Source organism: Paraburkholderia sp. EG287B, assembly GCF_040965595.1.
Lineage (GTDB): Bacteria > Pseudomonadota > Gammaproteobacteria > Burkholderiales > Burkholderiaceae > Paraburkholderia.
In genome coordinates this window covers 140502-158632 of the sequence record NZ_JBFRCG010000015.1, presented here as the reverse complement: position 1 = coordinate 158632, position 18131 = coordinate 140502, and the positions used below count along the sequence as shown (strand labels likewise).

Here is an 18131-nt window from a genome sequence, read left to right as displayed (position 1 = left end):
AAGTCATGCGTGCTGAATTGCCGGGCTTCTCGCACCTGCTCTTCGATTCGCTCGCGGTCCTGAGCGGCGTTTGCGCCGTGGTCGGCATTATCTATACCTGCACGGCGAGCGCGCTGGTCGGCCGTTTCTTCGCACGCGAGGTGGCGACGCCGCAGCACTTTCCGGCCATCACGCTTGCCAAGCCGCTGCACGGCGACGAATGGCACCTCGAGGAGCACCTCGCGAGCTTTTTCGAGCAGGACTATCCTGGACAAGTCCAGTATCTGTTCGGCGTTCACGATGCGCGTGATGAGGCGCTCAACGCCATCGAGCGTCTACGCGCGCGTTATCCCGATGCACACATCACGGTCGTCGCCGATGCGCGCCTGTACGGTCCCAACCGCAAGATCGCGAATCTCGTGAACATGCTCGAAAAGGCCGAGCACGATGTGCTGTGCTTTGCCGATAGCGACGTGCTCGTCGACAAGAACTATCTGCGCCAGGTGGTCGGGGCGCTGCAGCAACCGGGCGTCGGCCTCGTGAGCGCGGTTTACCGGGGCCTGTGCGCGCCGGGATTCTGGCCGCGCGTCGCGTCGGCCTTGACGAACTATCATTTCCTGCCCGGCGTCGTCACGGGGCTCGCCATCGGGCGCGCGCGGCCGTGCTTTGGCCAGTCCATCGCCATGACGCGTGAAATGCTCGACCGCATTGGCGGTCTGGCGCAGTTCGCGCATCACCTCGCCGAAGACCACGCGATTGGGGAAGCCGTGCGCCGCGCCGGCGCGGAAGTTTCCATTCCGCCCATTCTCGTGCGGCACGCGTGCGTGGAGAATACGTTCGCCAAGCTCTTTGCGCACGAGTTGCGCTGGAGTCGCACCGTTCGCGCGGCGGACCGCTCGGGACATCTGGGCGCTGTGCTGATGCATCCGTTCGCGCTCGCCATGCTTGCCGTGGCCTTGTCCGGCGGCGCGGCGCCCGCGTGGATCCTGGCCGCCGTGGCGCTGTGCGCGCGCGCGTGGCTGATCTGGCGGACCGATCGCGCGACCGGCGACAAGTCCAGCGGACTGCTATGCTTACCGCTTTGGGAAATGGTCCAGTTCGCGATCTATGTCGCGAGCTTTTGTTCGTCTGGCGTCGTTTGGCGCGGCACGCGCTTTCGCGTCGACAGGAATGGCATGCTTTCGCCAGTCCACGAGACCTGAGCGTCACAGTAGATTGGGGGGCACAATGAGACGGGAGCATACCCGCAGATGAAGCACATGGGACGTATCGCCGCCCTGGTCGGTCTTGCGATCGCCGTATGGCTCGTATGGCGCGAACATCCCGCGGCAGTGCTGCAACTGTTGCGCGGCGCGGGCATGGGCCTTGTGCTGGCGGCCATCGTGCATATCCTGCCGATGTGCGCGAATGCATGGGACTGGGGCAGCCTGATTCGCGCGGCGCAGCGTCCGTCGTTCGCGACGATGCTCAAACTCGTGTGGATTCGCGAGTCGATCAACGGCTTGCTGCCGGTGGCGCGCGTGGGCGGGGAACTCGTGTCGTTCCGCCTGCTTGGCCGTGCGGGCGTACGGCCGGCCACGGCGGTCGCGAGTCTCATCGCCGACATGCAGCTCACGCTCATCAGCCAGGTGCTGTTTGCGTTGCTCGCAGCCGGCTATCTGCTCGAACATTCCTCTTCCGATACCGCGCGGTTCGTGGGGCGGCTCGCATGGGGCCTCGCGGGCTTCATCCCGCTGCTCGTGCTGTTTGCACTCGTGCAGCATGCGCGGCCGTTCGAGCGCGCGGCACGCACGCTCAACCGCGTCACGAGCGGCAAGGTCGTCGATCTCGTGGGCAAGTCCGCGCGCGTCGATCTCTCCCTCAAGCTGATCTGGCGCCAGACCGGCGTAGTCGTGCGCTACGTGCTCGTCTGGCAGACGCTGCAATGCCTCGGCTACGCGCTCGAAATCTGGATCGCGTTGCGCGTGCTCGGCACGGACGCGACCTTCGTGCAGGCGTTCGTGATCGAAGCCCTGATCCAGATGCTGAGCAGCATCGCGTTTCTGGTGCCGGCCGGCCTTGGCGTGCAGGAGGGCGGCTTCGTCATAATCGGCGGACTGCTGGGCTTCGATGCGCCCACTTGCCTCGCGCTCGCAGGCGCAAGGCGCGTGCGCGATCTGATGTTCTATCTGCCCGGGCTGCTTGCCTGGCAAGCGGCCGAGTATGGCTGGCCGTCACGACGCCGCACAGAGGGCACGGCCACGCGCACCCGCACGGAATGATCCCGAAGCTGGCCAGATATTGATTGCAGGTTGCGCAGCGCGCACGGGCGTTAGCCGTGACTCGTGCGTAACTGAAAGCGCCAGCGCTCGAGATTCGAGAGTTCATCCACGGTCTTCTTCTCGATGTCGCCGCGAATCAGGTGATGAATCGTGAGCCGCCCCTGCTGTGTCTCCAGGATCTGCACTAGCCGCGCGCGCTCCCGCTGGCCCTCGAAGCCCAGATCGAAATAGATGACACGGCGACGCGTATCCCCGGTGACGAGGCTCAGGCCACCGCCGCCACCGGTGCCGCCGAGCACGCCCATCTGGGGAATATCCCGGATGTGGAGATTCCAGCTGAAGCCATGGCGCGCAATCCACTTCTTTGCATCCTCCTCGCGCTTCATGGCCATGAGTGCGGCGGGCGGACGGTTGGTCACATCGGTCGCGATCGTATAACGCGACCTGTGCCAGTTCCTGAAGGTATTCGACTCGCGATTGTGCGCATACATGTTTCGCACGATCCTGCCTTCGAAGTCCCATTTCTGCGTCGCGGTGTCTAACCTGAACCATTCGATGCACTCGTTCCATTCCAGTTGAGGACATTCGATGTCATCGGCCATGAGCTTGCCGAGCATGGGCGCCTTGACCTCGGCGCGAAACGTCAGGTCGAACTGATGACCCGCGGTGCCCCTGGAGGAGCGCCCGCCGATGGGTTTGATCCGCTCCAAGGGCACAGCGAGACTGGCAATCGTCATGCGGGCTTTCATGGCCTGGCTCCATTCAATTGCGGATGCAGCCATAACAGCCGGACGTTTCCAGATATTCCCGCCCGTGCCTGGCACCCGGCTGCAAAAACAAATGGAATAGTTTTCCGCGCCGGGCTGTTGTGGAAGAGCGGATCGAACTGGATCGACCCCGCTGAGCCAAAGGAGCGTCTCCATGCATCGCCTCTCACGCGGGAAGCACATTGCAATTGGGGCTGGGCTGATTTCGATGATGAGCGGACCGTCCGCACAAGCCGAATCGGTCGACATGCCGGGCGCACAGCCGTTTCTGAGCACGACCGCAGCGGGCGTGCAGATCTACGCCTGCGAGTACGGTGCGGATCACGCACTCGGCTGGGTCTTCCAGCAGCCGCGCGCCACGCTCTACGACGCACACGGCGCCGAGGTGATCGAGCATTCGGCCGGTCCGTCGTGGCAAGCGCGCGACGGCAGCCGCATCGAGGGAAAAGTCGTCGCGCAAGCGCCCAGTGATACGCCAGGCAGTGTGCCTCAACTGCTGCTCGAGGCGCACTCCACTGGATCGCAGGGCATGCTCGCCCCGGTGCGCTACGTGCAACGGGTCAGGACGGTTGGCGGCGTAAAGCCGGCTGCGCCGTGCACCGTCGAGCACGAGTCGGGTAGTTCGCCCTATATCGCGAATTACATCTTCTATCGGTAAGAAGACCGATCACTGTACGGTCCGTCAGGAAAGATGGATCGACAATTAGTTCGGAATGCAAAGTTAATCGATTCAACCTGGCCATGACCATCGATTTCATTACGCATCAGGACTGGACCGCGTGGCTCGAGCCACTCACGCAGGCCGAACCCTGCGGCCCCGACCTCGAATATGACGCGCAATTGCGCGAACTCGAAGAAGCGGTCAGCGGGCGTCCGGAGGCAGAGTATGGCGCCACGCTCGTGGCCGCGGTCCCGCCCGACTGGGAGGCCGCCGATGTGCTGGGCACCGCGTTGATGGCGCGCACGCGAGACCTTCGCGTGGTGATGCATCTGGCGCGGGCGCGCTGGGTTCGCGAGGGCATTGCCGGTCTTGCGGACGGGCTCGTCCTGACTGCCGCACTGCTGGAGCGCCACTGGGGGCACGTGCACCCGCAACTCGACGCCGGCGACGGCGACGACGCGACGGCCCGCATCAACGCGCTTGCCGGATGGACGGAGGCGGGCGGCGTGCTCGCCGGTCTGATGGATAGCCCGCTGCTGGGAGGTATTTGCCCGGTCACGCTGCGCGAGTGGTCGTATGCGAATGGCGAAGCCGTCGCGCCCGTGGGGCACACGGCGATGAGCCTCGCGGCGATCGAAGCGTCGATCGCTGTGTCGCCTGATGCCGCGCGCAACGCGAAGAAGGCGTTCGACACCGCGTACGACAGCGTCCGCGCGATCGAAGCGACGCTTGCCCAACGTGTTGGCGCGACCCAATCGCTCGATTTCGCCTCATTGAAGGCGTTGCTGGCGCGCGCATCGTCGCTGCTTGCAACGGGCGTGGGCGTGCACCGGGACGAAGCGCAAATGCAGCACGCAGAAGAGACCGGTGTCGCGTCGCCCGTCGGCGCCAACGGTAACGCCCCCACCAATGCCATCGGCAGCCGCGCCGACGTGGCCGCCGCGCTGCAGCGGATCTGCGCCTGGTACGCGCAACACGAACCTGCCAGCCCCGTGCCGTTACTGCTCGAAAGGGCGCGCGGCCTCGTCGAGAAGACCTTCGTCGATCTCTTGAAGGACCTCGCGCCGGAAGGGCTCGCGCAACTTACCCAGGTGGTCGGTACGGCTGCCGTCGAAACGCCGGTGGAATGATCGAAGCCGCATTGCAACGCAACTCAACCAGGAGAACGGTCAAATGGCCAAGGAGAGCAGTCAGAAGTTCATTGCGCGCAATCGGGCGCCGCGCGTGCAGATCGAGTACGACGTGGAAGTGTACGGATCGGAGCGGAAGGTCAACTTGCCTTTCGTGATGGGTGTGCTGTCCGATCTTTCGGGGCAGCCGCAGGAAGCGCTGCCGCCCGTTGCGGAACGCAAGTTTCTGGAGATCGACATCGACAACTTCGACGAACGGCTGCGCTCGATGAAGCCGCGCGTGGCGATGCAGGTCGACAACACGCTGACCGGCGAGTGCAAGATCGGCGTGGACATGACCTTCGCGAGCATGGACGACTTCGAGCCCGCCGCGATCGCGCGCAACGTCGAGCCGCTCGCGAGGCTGCTCGAAACGCGCAGCCAGTTGCAGAACCTGCTGACCTATATGGACGGCAAGACCGACGCGGAAAAGCTCGTCGCTCGCCTGCTCGAAGACCCCGCGCTGATGAATGCGCTCGCCGCCGCGCCGAAGCCGCAGGACGCGACCGACTCCGAATAAAGGACCCAAGATGGCAGACACTCAACTCGATCCATCCGCGTTCGCGCAGCCAGAAAGGCAGGAAGCCGACGCGGAAAGCCCCTCCGGCGAGTTTCAACAGCTCTTGCAGAAGGCATTCCGCCCGCGCACGGAGAAAGCGCGCGAAGCGGTGGAAAGCGCCGTGCGCACGCTCGCCGAGCAGGCGCTGCTCGACACGCACCGCGTGTCCGACGATGCGCTCGCGACCATCGAAGCGCTGATCGCGCGCATCGACGAAAAGCTGAGCGCGCAGATCAACGTCATCCTGCATGCAGAGCCGTTCCAGCAGCTCGAAAGCGCATGGCGCGGGCTGCACTACCTCGTCACCAATACCGAGAGCGACGAGAGCCTCAAACTGCGCGTGATGAACATTTCGAAGGCCGACCTGCACCGGTCGCTGCGCAAGTACAAGGGCGTGGCGTGGGACCAGAGCCCGCTCTTCAAGCGGCTTTACGAGGAAGAGTACGGTCAGTTCGGCGGTGAGCCTTATGGCGCGCTGGTGGCCGATTACTACTTCGACAACAGCGGCCCCGACGTCGATTTCCTCACGCAGATGGGCAAGATTTCCGCCGCCGCGCACGCGCCGTTCATCGCGGGCGCGGACCCGGCCGTCATGCTGATGGACTCGTGGCAGGAGCTGGCGAATCCGCGCGATCTCACGAAGATCTTTCAGACGCCCGAGCACGCCGCATGGCGCTCGCTGCGCGATTCCGAAGACTCGCGCTATATCGGCCTCGCCATGCCGCGCTTTCTCGCGCGTACGCCCTACGGCGCGAAAACGAGCCCCGTCGAGGAGTTCGATTTCGAGGAAGACACCGCGGGCGCGGACGCGTCGAAGTACGCGTGGGCCAATGCGGCCTACGCGATGGCCGTGAACATCAACCGCTCGTTCAAGACGTGGGGCTGGTGCTCGCGCATTCGCGGCATCGAGTCCGGCGGCGTGGTGGAGAATCTGCCGGTCCACGCGTTTCCCACCGACGACGGCGGCGTCGACATGAAGTGCCCGACGGAGATCGCCATCAGCGACCGCCGCGAAGCCGAGCTGGCGAAGAACGGCTTCATACCGCTCGTCCACAAGAAGAATTCGGATATCGCAGCTTTCATCGGCGCGCAGTCGCTCAACAAGCCGATCGAATACGAAGACCCCGACGCCACGGCGAACGCGAACCTCGCCGCGCGCCTGCCTTATCTGTTCGCCTGCAGCCGTTTCGCGCACTACCTCAAGTGCATTGCGCGCGACAAGCTCGGCAGCTTCAAGGAGAAGGACGACATGCAGCGCTGGCTGCAGGACTGGATTCTTCAGTACGTGGACGGCGACCCCGCCAACTCGTCGGAAGAGACGAAGTCGCGCCGGCCGCTCGCGGCCGCGGAAGTCGTGGTCGAGGAGGTGGAGGGCAATCCGGGCTACTACACCTCGAAATTCTATCTGCGTCCGCATTATCAGCTCGAAGGCCTGACCGTCTCGTTGCGGCTCGTTTCGCGGCTACCCTCGGCCAAAGCGGCCTGAACCGCGGCGGCTTGTTAACTCTGTACGAATCCGATCAATAAGGAATCCAAATGGCAGTCGATATTTTTCTGAAACTTGGCACGGTCACGGGCGAGTCGCTGGATCAGACTCACAAGGACGAGATCGACGTGCTCTCCTGGAGCTGGAGCATGGATCAGTCCGGCACGATGCACCTCGGCACGGGCGGTGGCGGCGGCAAGGTCGACGTGCATGATCTGTCGATCACCAAGTACACGGATCATGCCACGCCGGCCATCATGACCGCGTGCGTGACGGGCAAGCACTTCCCCACCGGCAAACTCACCGTGCGCAAGGCGGGCGGCACCAAACCGCTGGAGTACTACACGATCGACCTCGAAAAGGTGCTCGTCACGAACTACGCGACGGGCGGCTCGGACGGCGAGGACCGCTTCACCGAAACGGTGACGCTCAACTTCGAGAAGTTCCACGTGACCTACCAGCAGCAGGACCCGACCACTGGCTCGGCGCTCGGCGGCGTGGTCGAGTGCAAGTGGAACATTCCGGCCAGCGCCACGGCGTAAGCGGATCATGCGCACGAGAAACGCCGAGCGCGTGCAGCCCTCGCTGCTGGAGCGGCTGACCGACCATGCGCCCGAAGCGACCAGCGAAGTCCGCGAGCATCGGGCCAGTTCGGCGCGTGCGCAGCGCCTGAGCGTCATGCGCGATATCGGCTGGCTCCTCAATGCGCGGGGCATCGCGTCGGCGCAGGAGATCGCGCGCTATCCGCGCGTGGCCGACTCGGTGCTCAACTTCGGCTTCGCGGAGCTGGCGGGCAAGAGCGCGTCGGACGTGGACGTCACGCGGGTCGAACGGCTGATCGCCGAAGCCATCGGCGCGTTCGAGCCGCGCATCGTGCGCGGCACCTTGCGCGTGCGCGCCATTCAGTCCGGTGGCGTGGATATCGCACACCACGCGCTGGCGTTCATCGTCGAAGGCGATCTCCATGCGCATCCGGTGCCCGAGCGGCTTTATTTGCGCACGGAACTCGACCTGGAAGCCGGCAAGGCAAACGTGTACGAAGAGGTGACGCCCCGATGAACCCCGACTTCCTCCAGTACTACAGCCGCGAACTGCAGCATGTTCGCGAGATGGGCGGCGAGTTCGCCAAGGCGTTTCCGAAGATCGCGGGACGGCTGGGCCTCGAAGGGTTCGACTGCGCCGATCCCTATGTGGAGCGTTTGCTCGAAGGTTTCGGCTTTCTTGCCGCGCGCGTGCAGATGAAAATCGATGCCGAGTTCCCGCGCTTCACGCAGCATCTCGCCGAATTGGTGTACCCGCACTATCTCGCGCCGACGCCCGCGATGACGGTCGTGCAACTGCAGCCCGACAAGACTCACCCCGCACTTGCGGACGGCGTTGCCGTGCCGCGCGGCACGCCCCTGCAGGGCCGGTTCGACGGCGAGCGTGCGACGCGCTGCGAGTTTCGCACGGCGCACGCGCTCACCTTGTCGCTGCTCGAACTGGTGGAGGCGCGCCTGTTTACGCACGCCGGCGCGCTGCCCGGCGTCCCCGCCGCCATGCCGCGCGGCGTGAAGGCAGGCTTGCGCCTCAAGCTGCGCGCACTCGGCGAACGCAAGATCAACGACCTCGCCATCGATCATCTGCCCATTTACCTGCGCGGCAGCGACGGCACGGCGGCAAAGCTCCATGAACTGCTGGTCGGCTCGACGCTCGCCATCGCGACGCCCAGTGGCGTGCTGCCGCCTTCGTCGCTGCGCCCGCTCGGCTTCTCCGACGAAGAAGCGCTGCTGCCCGTGAGCGATCAATCGTTTCCGGGCTATCGGCTGCTGCAGGAGTATTTCGCATTCGCGCAGCGCTTCATGTTCGTCGGCATCGATGGATTGCATGCGCATTTCGCTCGCTGTGAAAGCCGCGAGATCGAGCTGGTCGTCCTGCTTTCGAAGGGCGATACCGCGCTCGAGCAACGGGTCGACCGCGAGAATTTCGCGCTCCATTGCACGCCCGCGATCAACCTCTTTGCGCGCCGCGCCGATCGTATCGCGGTGACGGGTGAGCAGTTCGAGCATCACGTGGTGGTGGACCGCACGCGGCCGCGCGACTTCGAGGTCTATCGCGTGCAGAGCGTGACGGGTCATCGCTCGGGCGGGAGCGCGCCGGTCGAGTTTCAGCCGTTCTACCGCATGCGCGATCTCGGCGCAGGCGACCCCGACACGGCGTTTTATCAGGTGCGGCGCGAGAAGCGTCTGCCGTCCGCCCGCGAGCAGGAGCGCGGCGCGCGTTCGTCGTATGCGGGCAGCGAAACCTGGATCGCGCTGGTGGATACGCACGAAGCGCCGTATCCCGGCGATCTGCATCAACTCGGTGTCAGCGTGCTGTGCACCAACCGCGATCTCACGCTGACCCTGCCGCTCGGGCGCGGCGAAACCGACTTCACGCTGGAATTGGAAGCGCCGGTTTCCGGCGTGCGCTGTGTCGCCGGCCCGAGCCGCCCGTTGCCGTCCTATGCGCAAGGGGCAGTCGCGTGGCGCCTCCTGAGTCACCTGTCGCTCAACTACGCATCGCTCGTGGACGACGCGAACGGGAGCGGCGCGCGCGCCATGCGCGACCTGCTCGCGCTCTACGCGCCCGAAGGCGACGGCGCGGCCGCGCGGCAGATCGAAGGCCTGCGCTCCATCGGCACGCGGGCGGTCACGCGCCGCTTGCCGTCACGCGGGCCGATCGTGTTCGGCCGCGGCCTCGCGCTCGATGTGCTGCTCGACGAGAGCGGTTTTGAAGGGGCGAGCGCGTTTTTGTTCGGCGCGGTGCTCGCGCGCTTCTTCGAGCAATACGTGTCGATGAATTCATTTACCGAAACCTGCGTGAGTTCGACTACACGCGGTGAAATCATGCGCTGGGCGCCGGGGAGCGGGCAATGCCGGACGCTGTGATGCTATTCGAGCGCTTTTCCGCCGAGGCGAACCGCTTCGACTTCTTTCAGGCCGTGCGATTGGTCGAATGCGCGCATCGTGGGTTGCCGCGCGTGGGGTCGTCGCTGCGCCCGCGCGACGACGCGGTGCGATTCGGTCAGGAACCCGAATTGATATTCTTTCCGACGGCGCTGCGCCGTTTCGCCAGCACGCAGGACACCGCACCGAAGCTCGCCGTGAACTTCTTCGGTCTGCTCGGCCCGAATGGCCCGATGCCCACGCATCTGACCGAATACGTGCGTCACCGCGCGCGTAACGCGGGCGATCCGACTTTTGCGCGTTTTCTCGACGTCTTTCATCACCGCATGGCCTCGCTGTTCTATCGCGCGTGGGCCACGGCGCAGCCGGTGGTGAGCCTCGACCGCGACGTCGACGACCGGTTCTCCGCCTACGTGGGCACCGTGTTTGGCCTGAACGAAGGCGCGCTGCGCCATCGCGATACCGTGCCCGATTTCGCCAAGCTGCATTTCGCGGGGCTGCTCGCGGGGCCCACGCGCCACGCGGCGGGTTTGCGGATCGTGCTGTCGCGATTCTTTGGCTTGCCGGTGGCGGTCGTGCAAAACGTGGGGCACTGGATGAAGCTGCCCGAAGCTGCGCTGACGCGCGTCGGTTTGCGCGACGAAAGCGCCCGCATGGGCGTCGGCACGATGCTCGGGGCGAGAGTCTTCGATCGGCAGCACAAGTTCCGTGTGGTGCTCGGACCGCTTTCGCTGGACGACTATGAGCGCTTCCTGCCGGGCGGCGCAAGCCTCGCGCGGCTCGCCGACTGGGTGCGTCTGTACGTGCGCGATCCACTCGAATGGGACGTGAACCTGCAGTTGCGGCGCGCGCAGGTGCCGCGTCTCGCGCTGGGGCGCAAGCAGCGCCTCGGCTACACGACCTGGCTGCACGCGCGCGCGGCCGCGGCCGACGCGTCGCAACTCAAGCTGCGTCCGTCGGCCCCCTCTCATGCAAAGGACTAGTTCAATGGCAGACATCAGCCGTGCCGTCCTGTTCGGCAAACTCGATACGCTCAGTTTCGGCGCGATGGAGAGCGCGACTACGTTCTGCCGCTTGCGCGGCAACGCGTACGTCGAGCTCGCACACTGGCTGCATCAGATGCTGCAGTTGCCCGATTCGGACCTGCATCGCGTGATCCGCCACGCCCATATCGAGCCCGCCGCGCTCGCGCGCGATCTGACCGAGGCGCTCGACCGGCTGCCGCGCGGGGCGGCCTCCGTCAGCGATATTGCATCGCAACTGGAAGAGGCCGTGGAGCGCGGCTGGGTTTATGCCTCGCTGCTCTTCGACGCGCCGAAGGTGCGCAGCGCGCATGTGCTCGTCGGCATGTTGCAGACGCCGGTGCTGCGCAACGCATTGCGCGGCATTTCGCGCGAGTTCGACCGCGTGAAGCTCGACGACCTCGTCGCCAACTTTGCCGACGTGCTCGACGGTTCGCCGGAAGCGTCGACGCCGGCGGCTGTCGTGGCGCACGAACCCGACACGGCGCATCGCACCGACGACGCCTTGCAGCGCTTCACCGTCGACCTCACGGCCCAGGCGCGCGAGGGCCGGCTCGATCCCGTGGTGGGCCGCGACGCGGAGATTCGCCAGGTCGTCGACATCCTCATGCGGCGCAGGCAGAACAATCCGATCCTCACGGGCGAGGCGGGCGTCGGCAAGACAGCGGTGGTCGAAGGCCTCGCGCTGCGCATCGCGGCGGGCGACGTGCCGCCCGCGCTGCGCGACGTGAGCCTGTGCGCGCTCGACGTTGCACTGCTGCAGGCCGGTGCGGGCGTGAAAGGCGAATTCGAGGCGCGGTTGCGCCAGGTGCTGGAGGCCGTGCAGGCGGCGCTGCATCCCGTGATTCTCTTCATCGACGAGGCGCACACGCTGATCGGCGCGGGCGGCGCGGCGGGCACCGGCGACGCGGCGAATCTGCTCAAGCCCGCGCTCGCGCGCGGCAGCGTGCGCACCGTCGCGGCGACGACGTGGTCGGAGTACCGCAGGCACATCGAAAAGGATCCGGCGCTCACGCGGCGCTTTCAGGTCGTGCAGGTTCACGAGCCCGAGGAGGCGCGCGCCGTGACGATGATGCGGGGCCTGGCCGCCGCGCTCGAAACGCATCACGGCGTGCAGGTGCTCGACGAGGCGATCGAGGCGGCGGTGAAGCTCTCGCATCGCTATCTGCCCGCGCGGCAACTGCCGGACAAGTCGGTGAGCCTGCTCGATACCGCATGCGCTCGCGTTGCGGTGAGCCAGCACGCCACGCCGCCTGCCGTCGACGACGCGCAACGGCGTATCGATGCGCTCAACACGGAGCTGGCGGTGATCGGGCGCGAAACGGCGATCGGCATCGATACGGCGGCACGTCGCGACGCCGCGGCGGCGGCATTGCAAACCGAAACCGCTCGCCTTGCCGATCTGCACGCGCGCTGGCAGGTGGAGCGCGAGATGGTCGAGGACATCCTCGTGCGCCGCGAGGCGCTGCGGGAGGGCGCACCGCACGCCGATCTGGCCGCGTTGCGCGAACGCCAGGCGCAGCTCGCCGCGCATCAGGGCGACGCGCCGCTCGTGCTGCCGGGCGTGGACCGTCATGCGGTGGCGGCGGTCGTGCAGGACTGGACCGGCGTGCCCGTGCTCAACATGCTGAAGAACGAGATCGGCAATGTGTTGCGCCTGAACGAGGTGCTCGACCGCCGCATCATCGGCCAGCAGCATGCTACGCAAATGATCGCGCGGCGCGTGCAGACTTCGCGCGCCGGTCTCGACGATCCGGACAAGCCCGTCGGCGTGTTTCTGCTCGCGGGCACATCGGGCGTGGGCAAGACCGAGACGGCGCTCGCGCTCGCCGAGGCGCTCTACGGCGGCGAGCAGAACCTCATCACCATCAACATGAGCGAGTACCAGGAAGCGCACACGGTGTCGCTGCTCAAGGGCGCGCCGCCGGGTTACGTGGGTTTCGGCGAGGGCGGCGTCCTGACCGAAGCGGTGCGCCGGCGGCCGCACAGCGTCGTGCTGCTCGACGAAGTGGAGAAGGCGCATCCGGACGTGCACGAGCTGTTCTTCCAGGTCTTCGACAAAGGCCGCATGGACGACAGTGAAGGCCGTTCCATCGACTTCCGCAATACGCTCATTCTGCTGACGACCAACGCGGGCACCGAGTGCATTGCGCAACTGTGCCGCGATCCGCGCACGAACCCGCCGATGGAGGTGATCGAACGCGAACTCCACGCGCAGTTGGTGGAGACGTTCCCGCCCGCGTTGCTCGGGCGTCTGGTGACCATTCCGTATTACCCGCTTTCCAGCGAGATGCTGAGCGCCATCATCCGGCTGCAACTCGGCCGCGTGGCCGAGCGCGTGACGCTCACGCACGGCGTGCCGTTCACGTATGACGAGAGCGTGGTGGCGCAAATTGCCCAGCGCTGCACCCGCATGGATAGCGGCGGCCGCATGATCGACGCCATCCTCACCAACAGCGTGCTGCCGCGCATCAGCACGGAGTATCTTGCGCGCGTGATGGACGGCAAAGCGCTTGCACGCGTGCACGTGAGCGTCGAGGGCGAGGAGTTCGGCTATGCCTTCGACTGACCGCCATGTGCGCATGACCTGTGCGGCGCTCGGCGACGACGCGGTGTTTCTGCGCATGTCGACGAGCGAGGCGCTGGGACGCCTGAGCCGCTTCGAGATCGCATTTCTGAGCCTGCACAACGATATCGAACCGGGTGCGGTGCTCGGGCAGAACCTTTCCGTGACGCTCGATTATCCGGCGGGCGGGTCGCGCGAGTTCAACGGCATCGTCACGACACTGCGTCTGCTCGCACCCGGCGACGCCACGAAGAACCGCATGGCGCGCTATGAGGCGGTCGTGCATCCGCGGCTGTGGCTGCTCACGCGCGCCTCGCACCGGCGCTTCTTCCATCAGCGCACGGCGCCGCAAATCGTCGCGCAGGTGCTGGAGACGTACGACATCGACTTTCGCAACGCCTGTACGGCGAGCTATCCGCCGCTCGACCATTGCGTGCAGTATCGCGAGACGGATTTCGACTTCGTGAGCCGCCTCATGGAACGCGAAGGCATGCATTACTTCTTCGAACACGCAGGCGGCAAGCATACGCTGGTGCTGGCCGATTCCGGCGCGGAGCATCGGCCCATCGCGCACTACGAGTCGGTGCCGTTTCAGGGCTGGGACACGCCGGAACCCGACGAAGAATGCGTCTATCGCTGGCACGCGGGCGCGACGCTCGAAACGGGGCGCTACGAAGTCAACGACTACGACTTCGAAAAGGCCTCGGTGAGCAACAGCGAAGGGCTCGTTTCGCGCGCGACACGCAACGCACCCTACGATCCGCCGCGCTATCTGATGCAGGAGCATCTGAGCGGACATCTGAAAGCGGGCGACGGCGAGCGGCTCGCGCGCATCAACGTGGAGATCCATCAAACGCAGAACGACGCGATGGAAGGGCGCACCACCGCGCGCGGCATCGCGGCGGCCGGGTTGTTCGGGCTGCGCGATCATCCGGGCGGCGCGCAGAACCGCCAGTATCTGGTGATCGAGAATCAGGCCGAGATCGTATCGGATGCCTACGTCTCCACGAGCGACCCCACGCAGCCGCTGTTCGACTGCCATTTCAGGGCGATTCGCAGCGACAACTCGTTCCGTTCGCCGCGCATCACGCCCGTTCCTCGCGCGGCGGGCCCGCAGACCGCGGTCGTGATCGGCCCGCCGGGCGAGGAGATTCTCACGGACAAGTACGGGCGCGTGAAAGTGCAGTTCCACTGGGAGCAGCTTTCGCAGGCAGGCGGCGCGGATCGGCTCGATCGCTGCTGGGTGCGCGTGGCGCAGGGCTGGGCGAACCGGCGCTGGGGGGCGATGTGCCTGCCGCGCATCGGCCAGGAGGTGCTGGTGGATTTCATCGAAGGCGATCCCGACCGGCCTGTGATCGTCGGCGCGGTCTACAACTCGACCAACATGCCGCCGTACGACCTGCCCGCGCAGAGCGCGGTGTCCACGCTCAAGAGCCAGTCGACGAAGGGCGGCAACGGCTACAACGAAGTCCGCTTCGACGACCGCAAGGGCGGCGAGCAGATGTTCTTTCACGCCGAGCGCGATCACGAAACATGGGTCAAGCACGACGCGCTGATGAACGTCACCGGCGAGCGGCATCTGCGCGTCGGCGGCGGCGAGTTTCGCGAGACGCGCGGCGCGCGCAACGATTCGGTGCTGGGCAGCAGCACGTCGCGTGTGCTTGGCAGCGTCTCGGCGGCGAGCATGACGACGCATGAGCAGTTCGTGGGCGAGGCGTATTCGCTCGACGCCGGCGCGGCCGTGCACATCAAGGCGGGCGCGGCCGTGGAGATCGAGGCGAGCGCGACCATCGCGCTGCGCGCGGGGGCGGCGTACATCCTCATCGGCCCGGAAACGATCGAGATGTCGAGCTTTCCGATTCCGCTCGGCCCGGGCGTGCCGCCGGTGCCGCTTGCCGTGCCGCCCGCGCCGCCCAGGCCGCCGCGCGACGCCGACGACGGCACGAGCAAGATTCGCATTCAGGAGGCCCCGTGAGATTGACGCTGACTGTAGAGGGCGGCGAAGCCGGCGAGCACGCCGCGCCTCACACCATGGAGATCGATGAACGCGCAACCATTGGCCGCGCGCCGGAAAGCACGGTGGTGCTGAACGACGCGCAACGCGGTATTTCGCGCATGCAGGCGAGCATCGAACGCCGTGGGAACACTTACGTGCTGGTCGATGCCGGCAGCAATCCGACGCTCCTGAACGGCGAGGCGCTGAACGGCTCGCGCGAGGCGGTGTTGTCCGATGGCGACCAGATCCGGATCGGCGCTTATACGCTTGCGGTCTCGCTCGAAAAAGGCGAGGAAAGCTGGGCGCCCTTCGATCAAACGCTGATGACGCAACCCACGCCCACGCAGCCGCCTGCGGCGAGCCTGCCGGGCACGCCGGAGTTCGAGACGCCGCCGGGCCCGCCGCTCATCCCCGACGACTGGGATGCGCCGCGCGCTTCCGGCACGCCGCCGCCACTGCGCGACGACGCGCCGTTCACGCCCGACCCGCTCGCGGCGACGCCGCTGCTGCGCGAACCGGGCCATTTCGGCGGCGAAGCGAATCAGGCGCTGCTGGACGTGCTGGGCGCCGCCGATCCGTTGCGCGACGCGCCCGCGCGGGTGGCGCGCGAACCAGCCGCGGCGTCACGCAGTTTCGAGCATGTGTCGCCGGAAAAAGCGCTGGCTGCGCTACCGGTACACCGGTCCGAGGACGCGCGCGTCGCGACACCGGAGACGCGCCCCGCAGCCCCGCGCGCGGACGATTCCGCAGTGCCGAAGACGCGCCCCGCGGCCCGGCGCGCGGACGATTCCGCGGTGCTCGACGCATTGCTGGAGGGCCTCGGCATCGCGCCCGCCGATGTCGCCCACCTGAGCGCGCCGGAAGTCGCGCGCCTCGCCGGTGCGCTGCTGCGCGAAGCCACGGAGGGCACGATGAGCGTGTTGCGCTCGCGCGCGATGGCGCGGCGCGAGGCCCGCATGGCGATGACGATGATCGAGGCGCGCGACAACAACCCGCTCAAGTTCTTCCCCGACGCAGACCGCGCCTTGACGCAAATGCTGGGCGCGCCCGGGCGCGGCTATCTCGCGCCGGACGAAGCCTTGCGCGCCGCCTACCGCGATATCCAGGCCCACGAACTCGCGCTCGTCGCCGGCATGCGCGCCGCGTTCGACGACGCCATGGCGCGCCTCGACCCCGCCGCGATCGAGCGCTCGCTCGATGCGCCCTCCGGCCTCGAGGCGCTCGTCGGCAATCGCCGGGCGCGCCTGTGGCAGCGCTTCGTGAAGACGTGGGAGCAGGTGTCGCGCGACGCGGGCGACGATTTCCAGCAGCGCTTTGGCGAACCGTTCGGCCGCGCCTATCAGGCACAGCTCGACGCGCTGCAATTTCCGAAGGATTGAGTCATAGCATGTACTGGAACAACAGAGTCATCTGGTCTGAGGGCATGTTCCTTCAGCCGCAGCATCTCCAGCAGCACGACCGGCACGTCGAGGCGCTGCTCGCGGGCCGCGTGAACGGCCTGCGCGCCTATGGCTGGGGATTCACGACGCTGGAGATCGACGAGGCGCTGCTCAAGCTCGGCAAACTGGCGTTGCGCGCGGCGGCAGGCGTGCTGCCCGACGGCACGCCGTTCAACCTGCCCGCGGACGACGATCTGCCCGAACCGCTCGATATTCCCGAAAACGCCGCGAACGTCACGGTGATGCTCGCGCTGCCGGTGCGCCGCGCCGGCGCGCCCGAGTCGGGCGGCGACGGGCACGCTGACGATCTCGCGCGTTACGGCGCGGGAGACTTCGAAGTGCACGACAGCAACGACGCCGACGCGCCCAGCACGTTGCTGCAGATCGGCAAGCTGCGCCTGCGCCTCGCGCTCGCGCCCGAGGTGGCCAATGCGCATGCGTGCGCGGGCGTGGCGCACGTGGTCGAGCGCCGTAGCGACGGCCGCGTCGTACTCGACGACGACTACTGCGCGCCGTGCCTGGACTATCGCGTGGCGGGCCGCCTCGCGCGCTTCTCGACCGAACTGGGCGGCCTGCTTCAGCAGCGCGGCGAAGCGCTCGCCGGGCGCCTCGCCCAACCCGATGGCGCGGGCATGGCCGAAATCGCCGATTTTCTGCTGCTGCAGATCGTCAATCGCGCGCAGCCGCTCGTCACGCACTTCAATGCGATGGATGGTTTGCATCCCGAAGCGTTCTATCAGTCGTGCATCGCGCTGGCGGGCGAGCTGGCCACCTTCAGCCAGGCGGGGCGGCGGCCGCCCACGTTCGCGGCCTACCGGCACGACCGGCTCAAGGAGACGTTCGAGCCCGTGATCGATGCGCTGCGGCTCGCGCTGTCGCGCGTCGCCGATCCGCAGGTCGTGGCGATTGCGCTCGAAGAACGCAAATATGGCTTGCGGGTGGCGCGGGTCGCGGACCGCACGCTCTTTGCCGGCGCGACCTTCGTGCTCGCGGTGCGGGCGCAGGTGCCGGCCGGCACGCTGATTTCCGCGTTCACGAGCCAGGTGAAGATCGGCAGCATCGAGAAGATCCGCGATCTCGTGAACCTGCAGCTGCCAGGCATCGCGTTGCGCGCGCTGGCGGTCGCGCCGCGCCAGTTGCCGTTCCATGCGGGCTACAGCTATTTCGAACTCGACGACCACAACGAAGCGTGGGCAACGCTGGCGGCTTCCGCGGGCATGGCGCTGCACGTGGCGGGCGAGTTCCCGGGGCTCGCGATGGAACTCTGGGCCATCCGTCATTGAAGTCTCGCATCGAGGA

At 66.6% G+C, this 18131-nt stretch carries 15 protein-coding genes; 14 read left to right on the top strand and 1 reads right to left on the bottom strand.

What is annotated here, in order from left to right; genetic code table 11:
- Nucleotides 1-5 precede the first annotated feature (5 nt).
- Together hpnI and AB4Y40_RS27425 are read left to right on the top strand one after the other, a co-directional pair.
- On the top strand, nucleotides 6-1181 hold the full coding sequence (gene hpnI / locus AB4Y40_RS27430; protein WP_368690586.1) for a bacteriohopanetetrol glucosamine biosynthesis glycosyltransferase HpnI: 1176 nt from the start codon (nucleotides 6-8) through the stop codon (nucleotides 1179-1181).
- A 48-nt stretch (nucleotides 1182-1229) separates the two neighbouring features.
- The gene (locus AB4Y40_RS27425; protein ID WP_368690498.1) at nucleotides 1230-2240 is read left to right on the top strand and encodes a lysylphosphatidylglycerol synthase domain-containing protein; all 1011 of its coding nucleotides are present in this window, start codon (nucleotides 1230-1232) and stop codon (nucleotides 2238-2240) included.
- Nucleotides 2241-2290: 50 nt separating this feature from the next.
- Here the strand turns inward: AB4Y40_RS27425 and AB4Y40_RS27420 are convergent, their stop codons facing one another.
- Complete coding sequence (locus AB4Y40_RS27420) at nucleotides 2291-3163, bottom strand: hypothetical protein (RefSeq protein ID WP_368690497.1); 873 nt, start codon at nucleotides 3161-3163, stop codon at nucleotides 2291-2293.
- Between AB4Y40_RS27420 and AB4Y40_RS27415 the strand changes: the two genes are divergently transcribed.
- The 12 genes from AB4Y40_RS27415 (at nucleotide 3162) to tssK (ending at nucleotide 18115) form a co-directional block, all read left to right on the top strand.
- On the top strand, nucleotides 3162-3665 hold the full coding sequence (locus AB4Y40_RS27415; protein ID WP_368690496.1) for a DUF3455 domain-containing protein: 504 nt from the start codon (nucleotides 3162-3164) through the stop codon (nucleotides 3663-3665). The two genes, AB4Y40_RS27420 and AB4Y40_RS27415, sit on opposite strands and share 2 nt — an antisense overlap.
- Nucleotides 3666-3748: 83 nt before the next feature.
- Nucleotides 3749-4798: a type VI secretion system protein TssA gene (gene tssA / locus AB4Y40_RS27410; RefSeq protein WP_368690495.1), complete on the top strand. Its 1050-nt coding sequence runs from the start codon at nucleotides 3749-3751 to the stop codon at nucleotides 4796-4798.
- Nucleotides 4799-4841: 43 nt separating this feature from the next.
- Nucleotides 4842-5357, top strand: a complete 516-nt coding sequence (gene tssB, locus AB4Y40_RS27405) for a type VI secretion system contractile sheath small subunit (protein ID WP_368690494.1) — start codon at nucleotides 4842-4844, stop codon at nucleotides 5355-5357.
- A gap of 10 nt (nucleotides 5358-5367) precedes the next feature.
- Nucleotides 5368-6882, top strand: a complete 1515-nt coding sequence (gene tssC, locus AB4Y40_RS27400; protein WP_368690493.1) for a type VI secretion system contractile sheath large subunit — start codon at nucleotides 5368-5370, stop codon at nucleotides 6880-6882.
- 50 nt (nucleotides 6883-6932) lie between these two features.
- The gene (locus AB4Y40_RS27395; protein WP_069268864.1) at nucleotides 6933-7424 is read left to right on the top strand and encodes a type VI secretion system tube protein Hcp; all 492 of its coding nucleotides are present in this window, start codon (nucleotides 6933-6935) and stop codon (nucleotides 7422-7424) included.
- A 7-nt stretch (nucleotides 7425-7431) separates the two neighbouring features.
- Entirely contained in the window at nucleotides 7432-7941 is a 510-nt protein-coding gene (gene tssE, locus AB4Y40_RS27390) for a type VI secretion system baseplate subunit TssE (RefSeq protein WP_368690492.1), read from the top strand.
- The gene (gene tssF / locus AB4Y40_RS27385; RefSeq protein ID WP_368690491.1) at nucleotides 7938-9791 is read left to right on the top strand and encodes a type VI secretion system baseplate subunit TssF; all 1854 of its coding nucleotides are present in this window, start codon (nucleotides 7938-7940) and stop codon (nucleotides 9789-9791) included. The genes tssE and tssF overlap by 4 nt, the downstream gene beginning before the upstream one ends.
- Nucleotides 9776-10792 carry a type VI secretion system baseplate subunit TssG gene (gene tssG, locus AB4Y40_RS27380; protein WP_368690490.1) on the top strand — a complete coding sequence of 339 codons (1017 nt, stop codon included), beginning with the start codon at nucleotides 9776-9778 and terminating at the stop codon, nucleotides 10790-10792. Before tssF ends, tssG begins: the two co-directional genes overlap by 16 nt.
- Before the next feature lie 4 nt (nucleotides 10793-10796).
- Complete coding sequence (tssH, locus tag AB4Y40_RS27375; protein ID WP_368690489.1) at nucleotides 10797-13400, top strand: type VI secretion system ATPase TssH; 2604 nt, start codon at nucleotides 10797-10799, stop codon at nucleotides 13398-13400.
- Nucleotides 13387-15372 (top strand): type VI secretion system Vgr family protein, encoded by a 1986-nt coding sequence (locus AB4Y40_RS27370; protein ID WP_368690488.1) that lies wholly within the window; start codon nucleotides 13387-13389, stop codon nucleotides 15370-15372. Before tssH ends, AB4Y40_RS27370 begins: the two co-directional genes overlap by 14 nt.
- Nucleotides 15369-16772, top strand: coding sequence for a type VI secretion system-associated FHA domain protein TagH (gene tagH, locus AB4Y40_RS27365; RefSeq protein WP_368690487.1), 1404 nt, complete (start codon nucleotides 15369-15371; stop codon nucleotides 16770-16772). Before AB4Y40_RS27370 ends, tagH begins: the two co-directional genes overlap by 4 nt.
- 8 nt (nucleotides 16773-16780) lie before the next feature.
- Complete coding sequence (gene tssK, locus AB4Y40_RS27360) at nucleotides 16781-18115, top strand: type VI secretion system baseplate subunit TssK (protein ID WP_368690486.1); 1335 nt, start codon at nucleotides 16781-16783, stop codon at nucleotides 18113-18115.
- The last annotated feature ends 16 nt before the right edge of the window (nucleotides 18116-18131 follow it).

Excerpts from the sequence above, each read along its gene's own strand:
- hpnI (WP_368690586.1), top strand. The coding sequence starts at position 6 with ATGCGTGCTGAATTGCCGGGCTTCTCGCACCTGCTCTTCGATTCGCTC.
- AB4Y40_RS27425 (WP_368690498.1), top strand. The coding sequence starts at position 1,230 with ATGAAGCACATGGGACGTATCGCCGCCCTGGTCGGTCTTGCGATCGCC.
- AB4Y40_RS27415 (WP_368690496.1), top strand. The coding sequence starts at position 3,162 with ATGCATCGCCTCTCACGCGGGAAGCACATTGCAATTGGGGCTGGGCTG.
- AB4Y40_RS27420 (WP_368690497.1), bottom strand. The coding sequence starts at position 3,163 with ATGGAGACGCTCCTTTGGCTCAGCGGGGTCGATCCAGTTCGATCCGCT.
- tssA (WP_368690495.1), top strand. The coding sequence starts at position 3,749 with ATGACCATCGATTTCATTACGCATCAGGACTGGACCGCGTGGCTCGAG.
- tssB (WP_368690494.1), top strand. The coding sequence starts at position 4,842 with ATGGCCAAGGAGAGCAGTCAGAAGTTCATTGCGCGCAATCGGGCGCCG.
- tssC (WP_368690493.1), top strand. The coding sequence starts at position 5,368 with ATGGCAGACACTCAACTCGATCCATCCGCGTTCGCGCAGCCAGAAAGG.
- AB4Y40_RS27395 (WP_069268864.1), top strand. The coding sequence starts at position 6,933 with ATGGCAGTCGATATTTTTCTGAAACTTGGCACGGTCACGGGCGAGTCG.
- tssE (WP_368690492.1), top strand. The coding sequence starts at position 7,432 with ATGCGCACGAGAAACGCCGAGCGCGTGCAGCCCTCGCTGCTGGAGCGG.
- tssF (WP_368690491.1), top strand. The coding sequence starts at position 7,938 with ATGAACCCCGACTTCCTCCAGTACTACAGCCGCGAACTGCAGCATGTT.
- tssG (WP_368690490.1), top strand. The coding sequence starts at position 9,776 with ATGCCGGACGCTGTGATGCTATTCGAGCGCTTTTCCGCCGAGGCGAAC.
- tssH (WP_368690489.1), top strand. The coding sequence starts at position 10,797 with ATGGCAGACATCAGCCGTGCCGTCCTGTTCGGCAAACTCGATACGCTC.
- AB4Y40_RS27370 (WP_368690488.1), top strand. The coding sequence starts at position 13,387 with ATGCCTTCGACTGACCGCCATGTGCGCATGACCTGTGCGGCGCTCGGC.
- tssK (WP_368690486.1), top strand. The coding sequence starts at position 16,781 with ATGTACTGGAACAACAGAGTCATCTGGTCTGAGGGCATGTTCCTTCAG.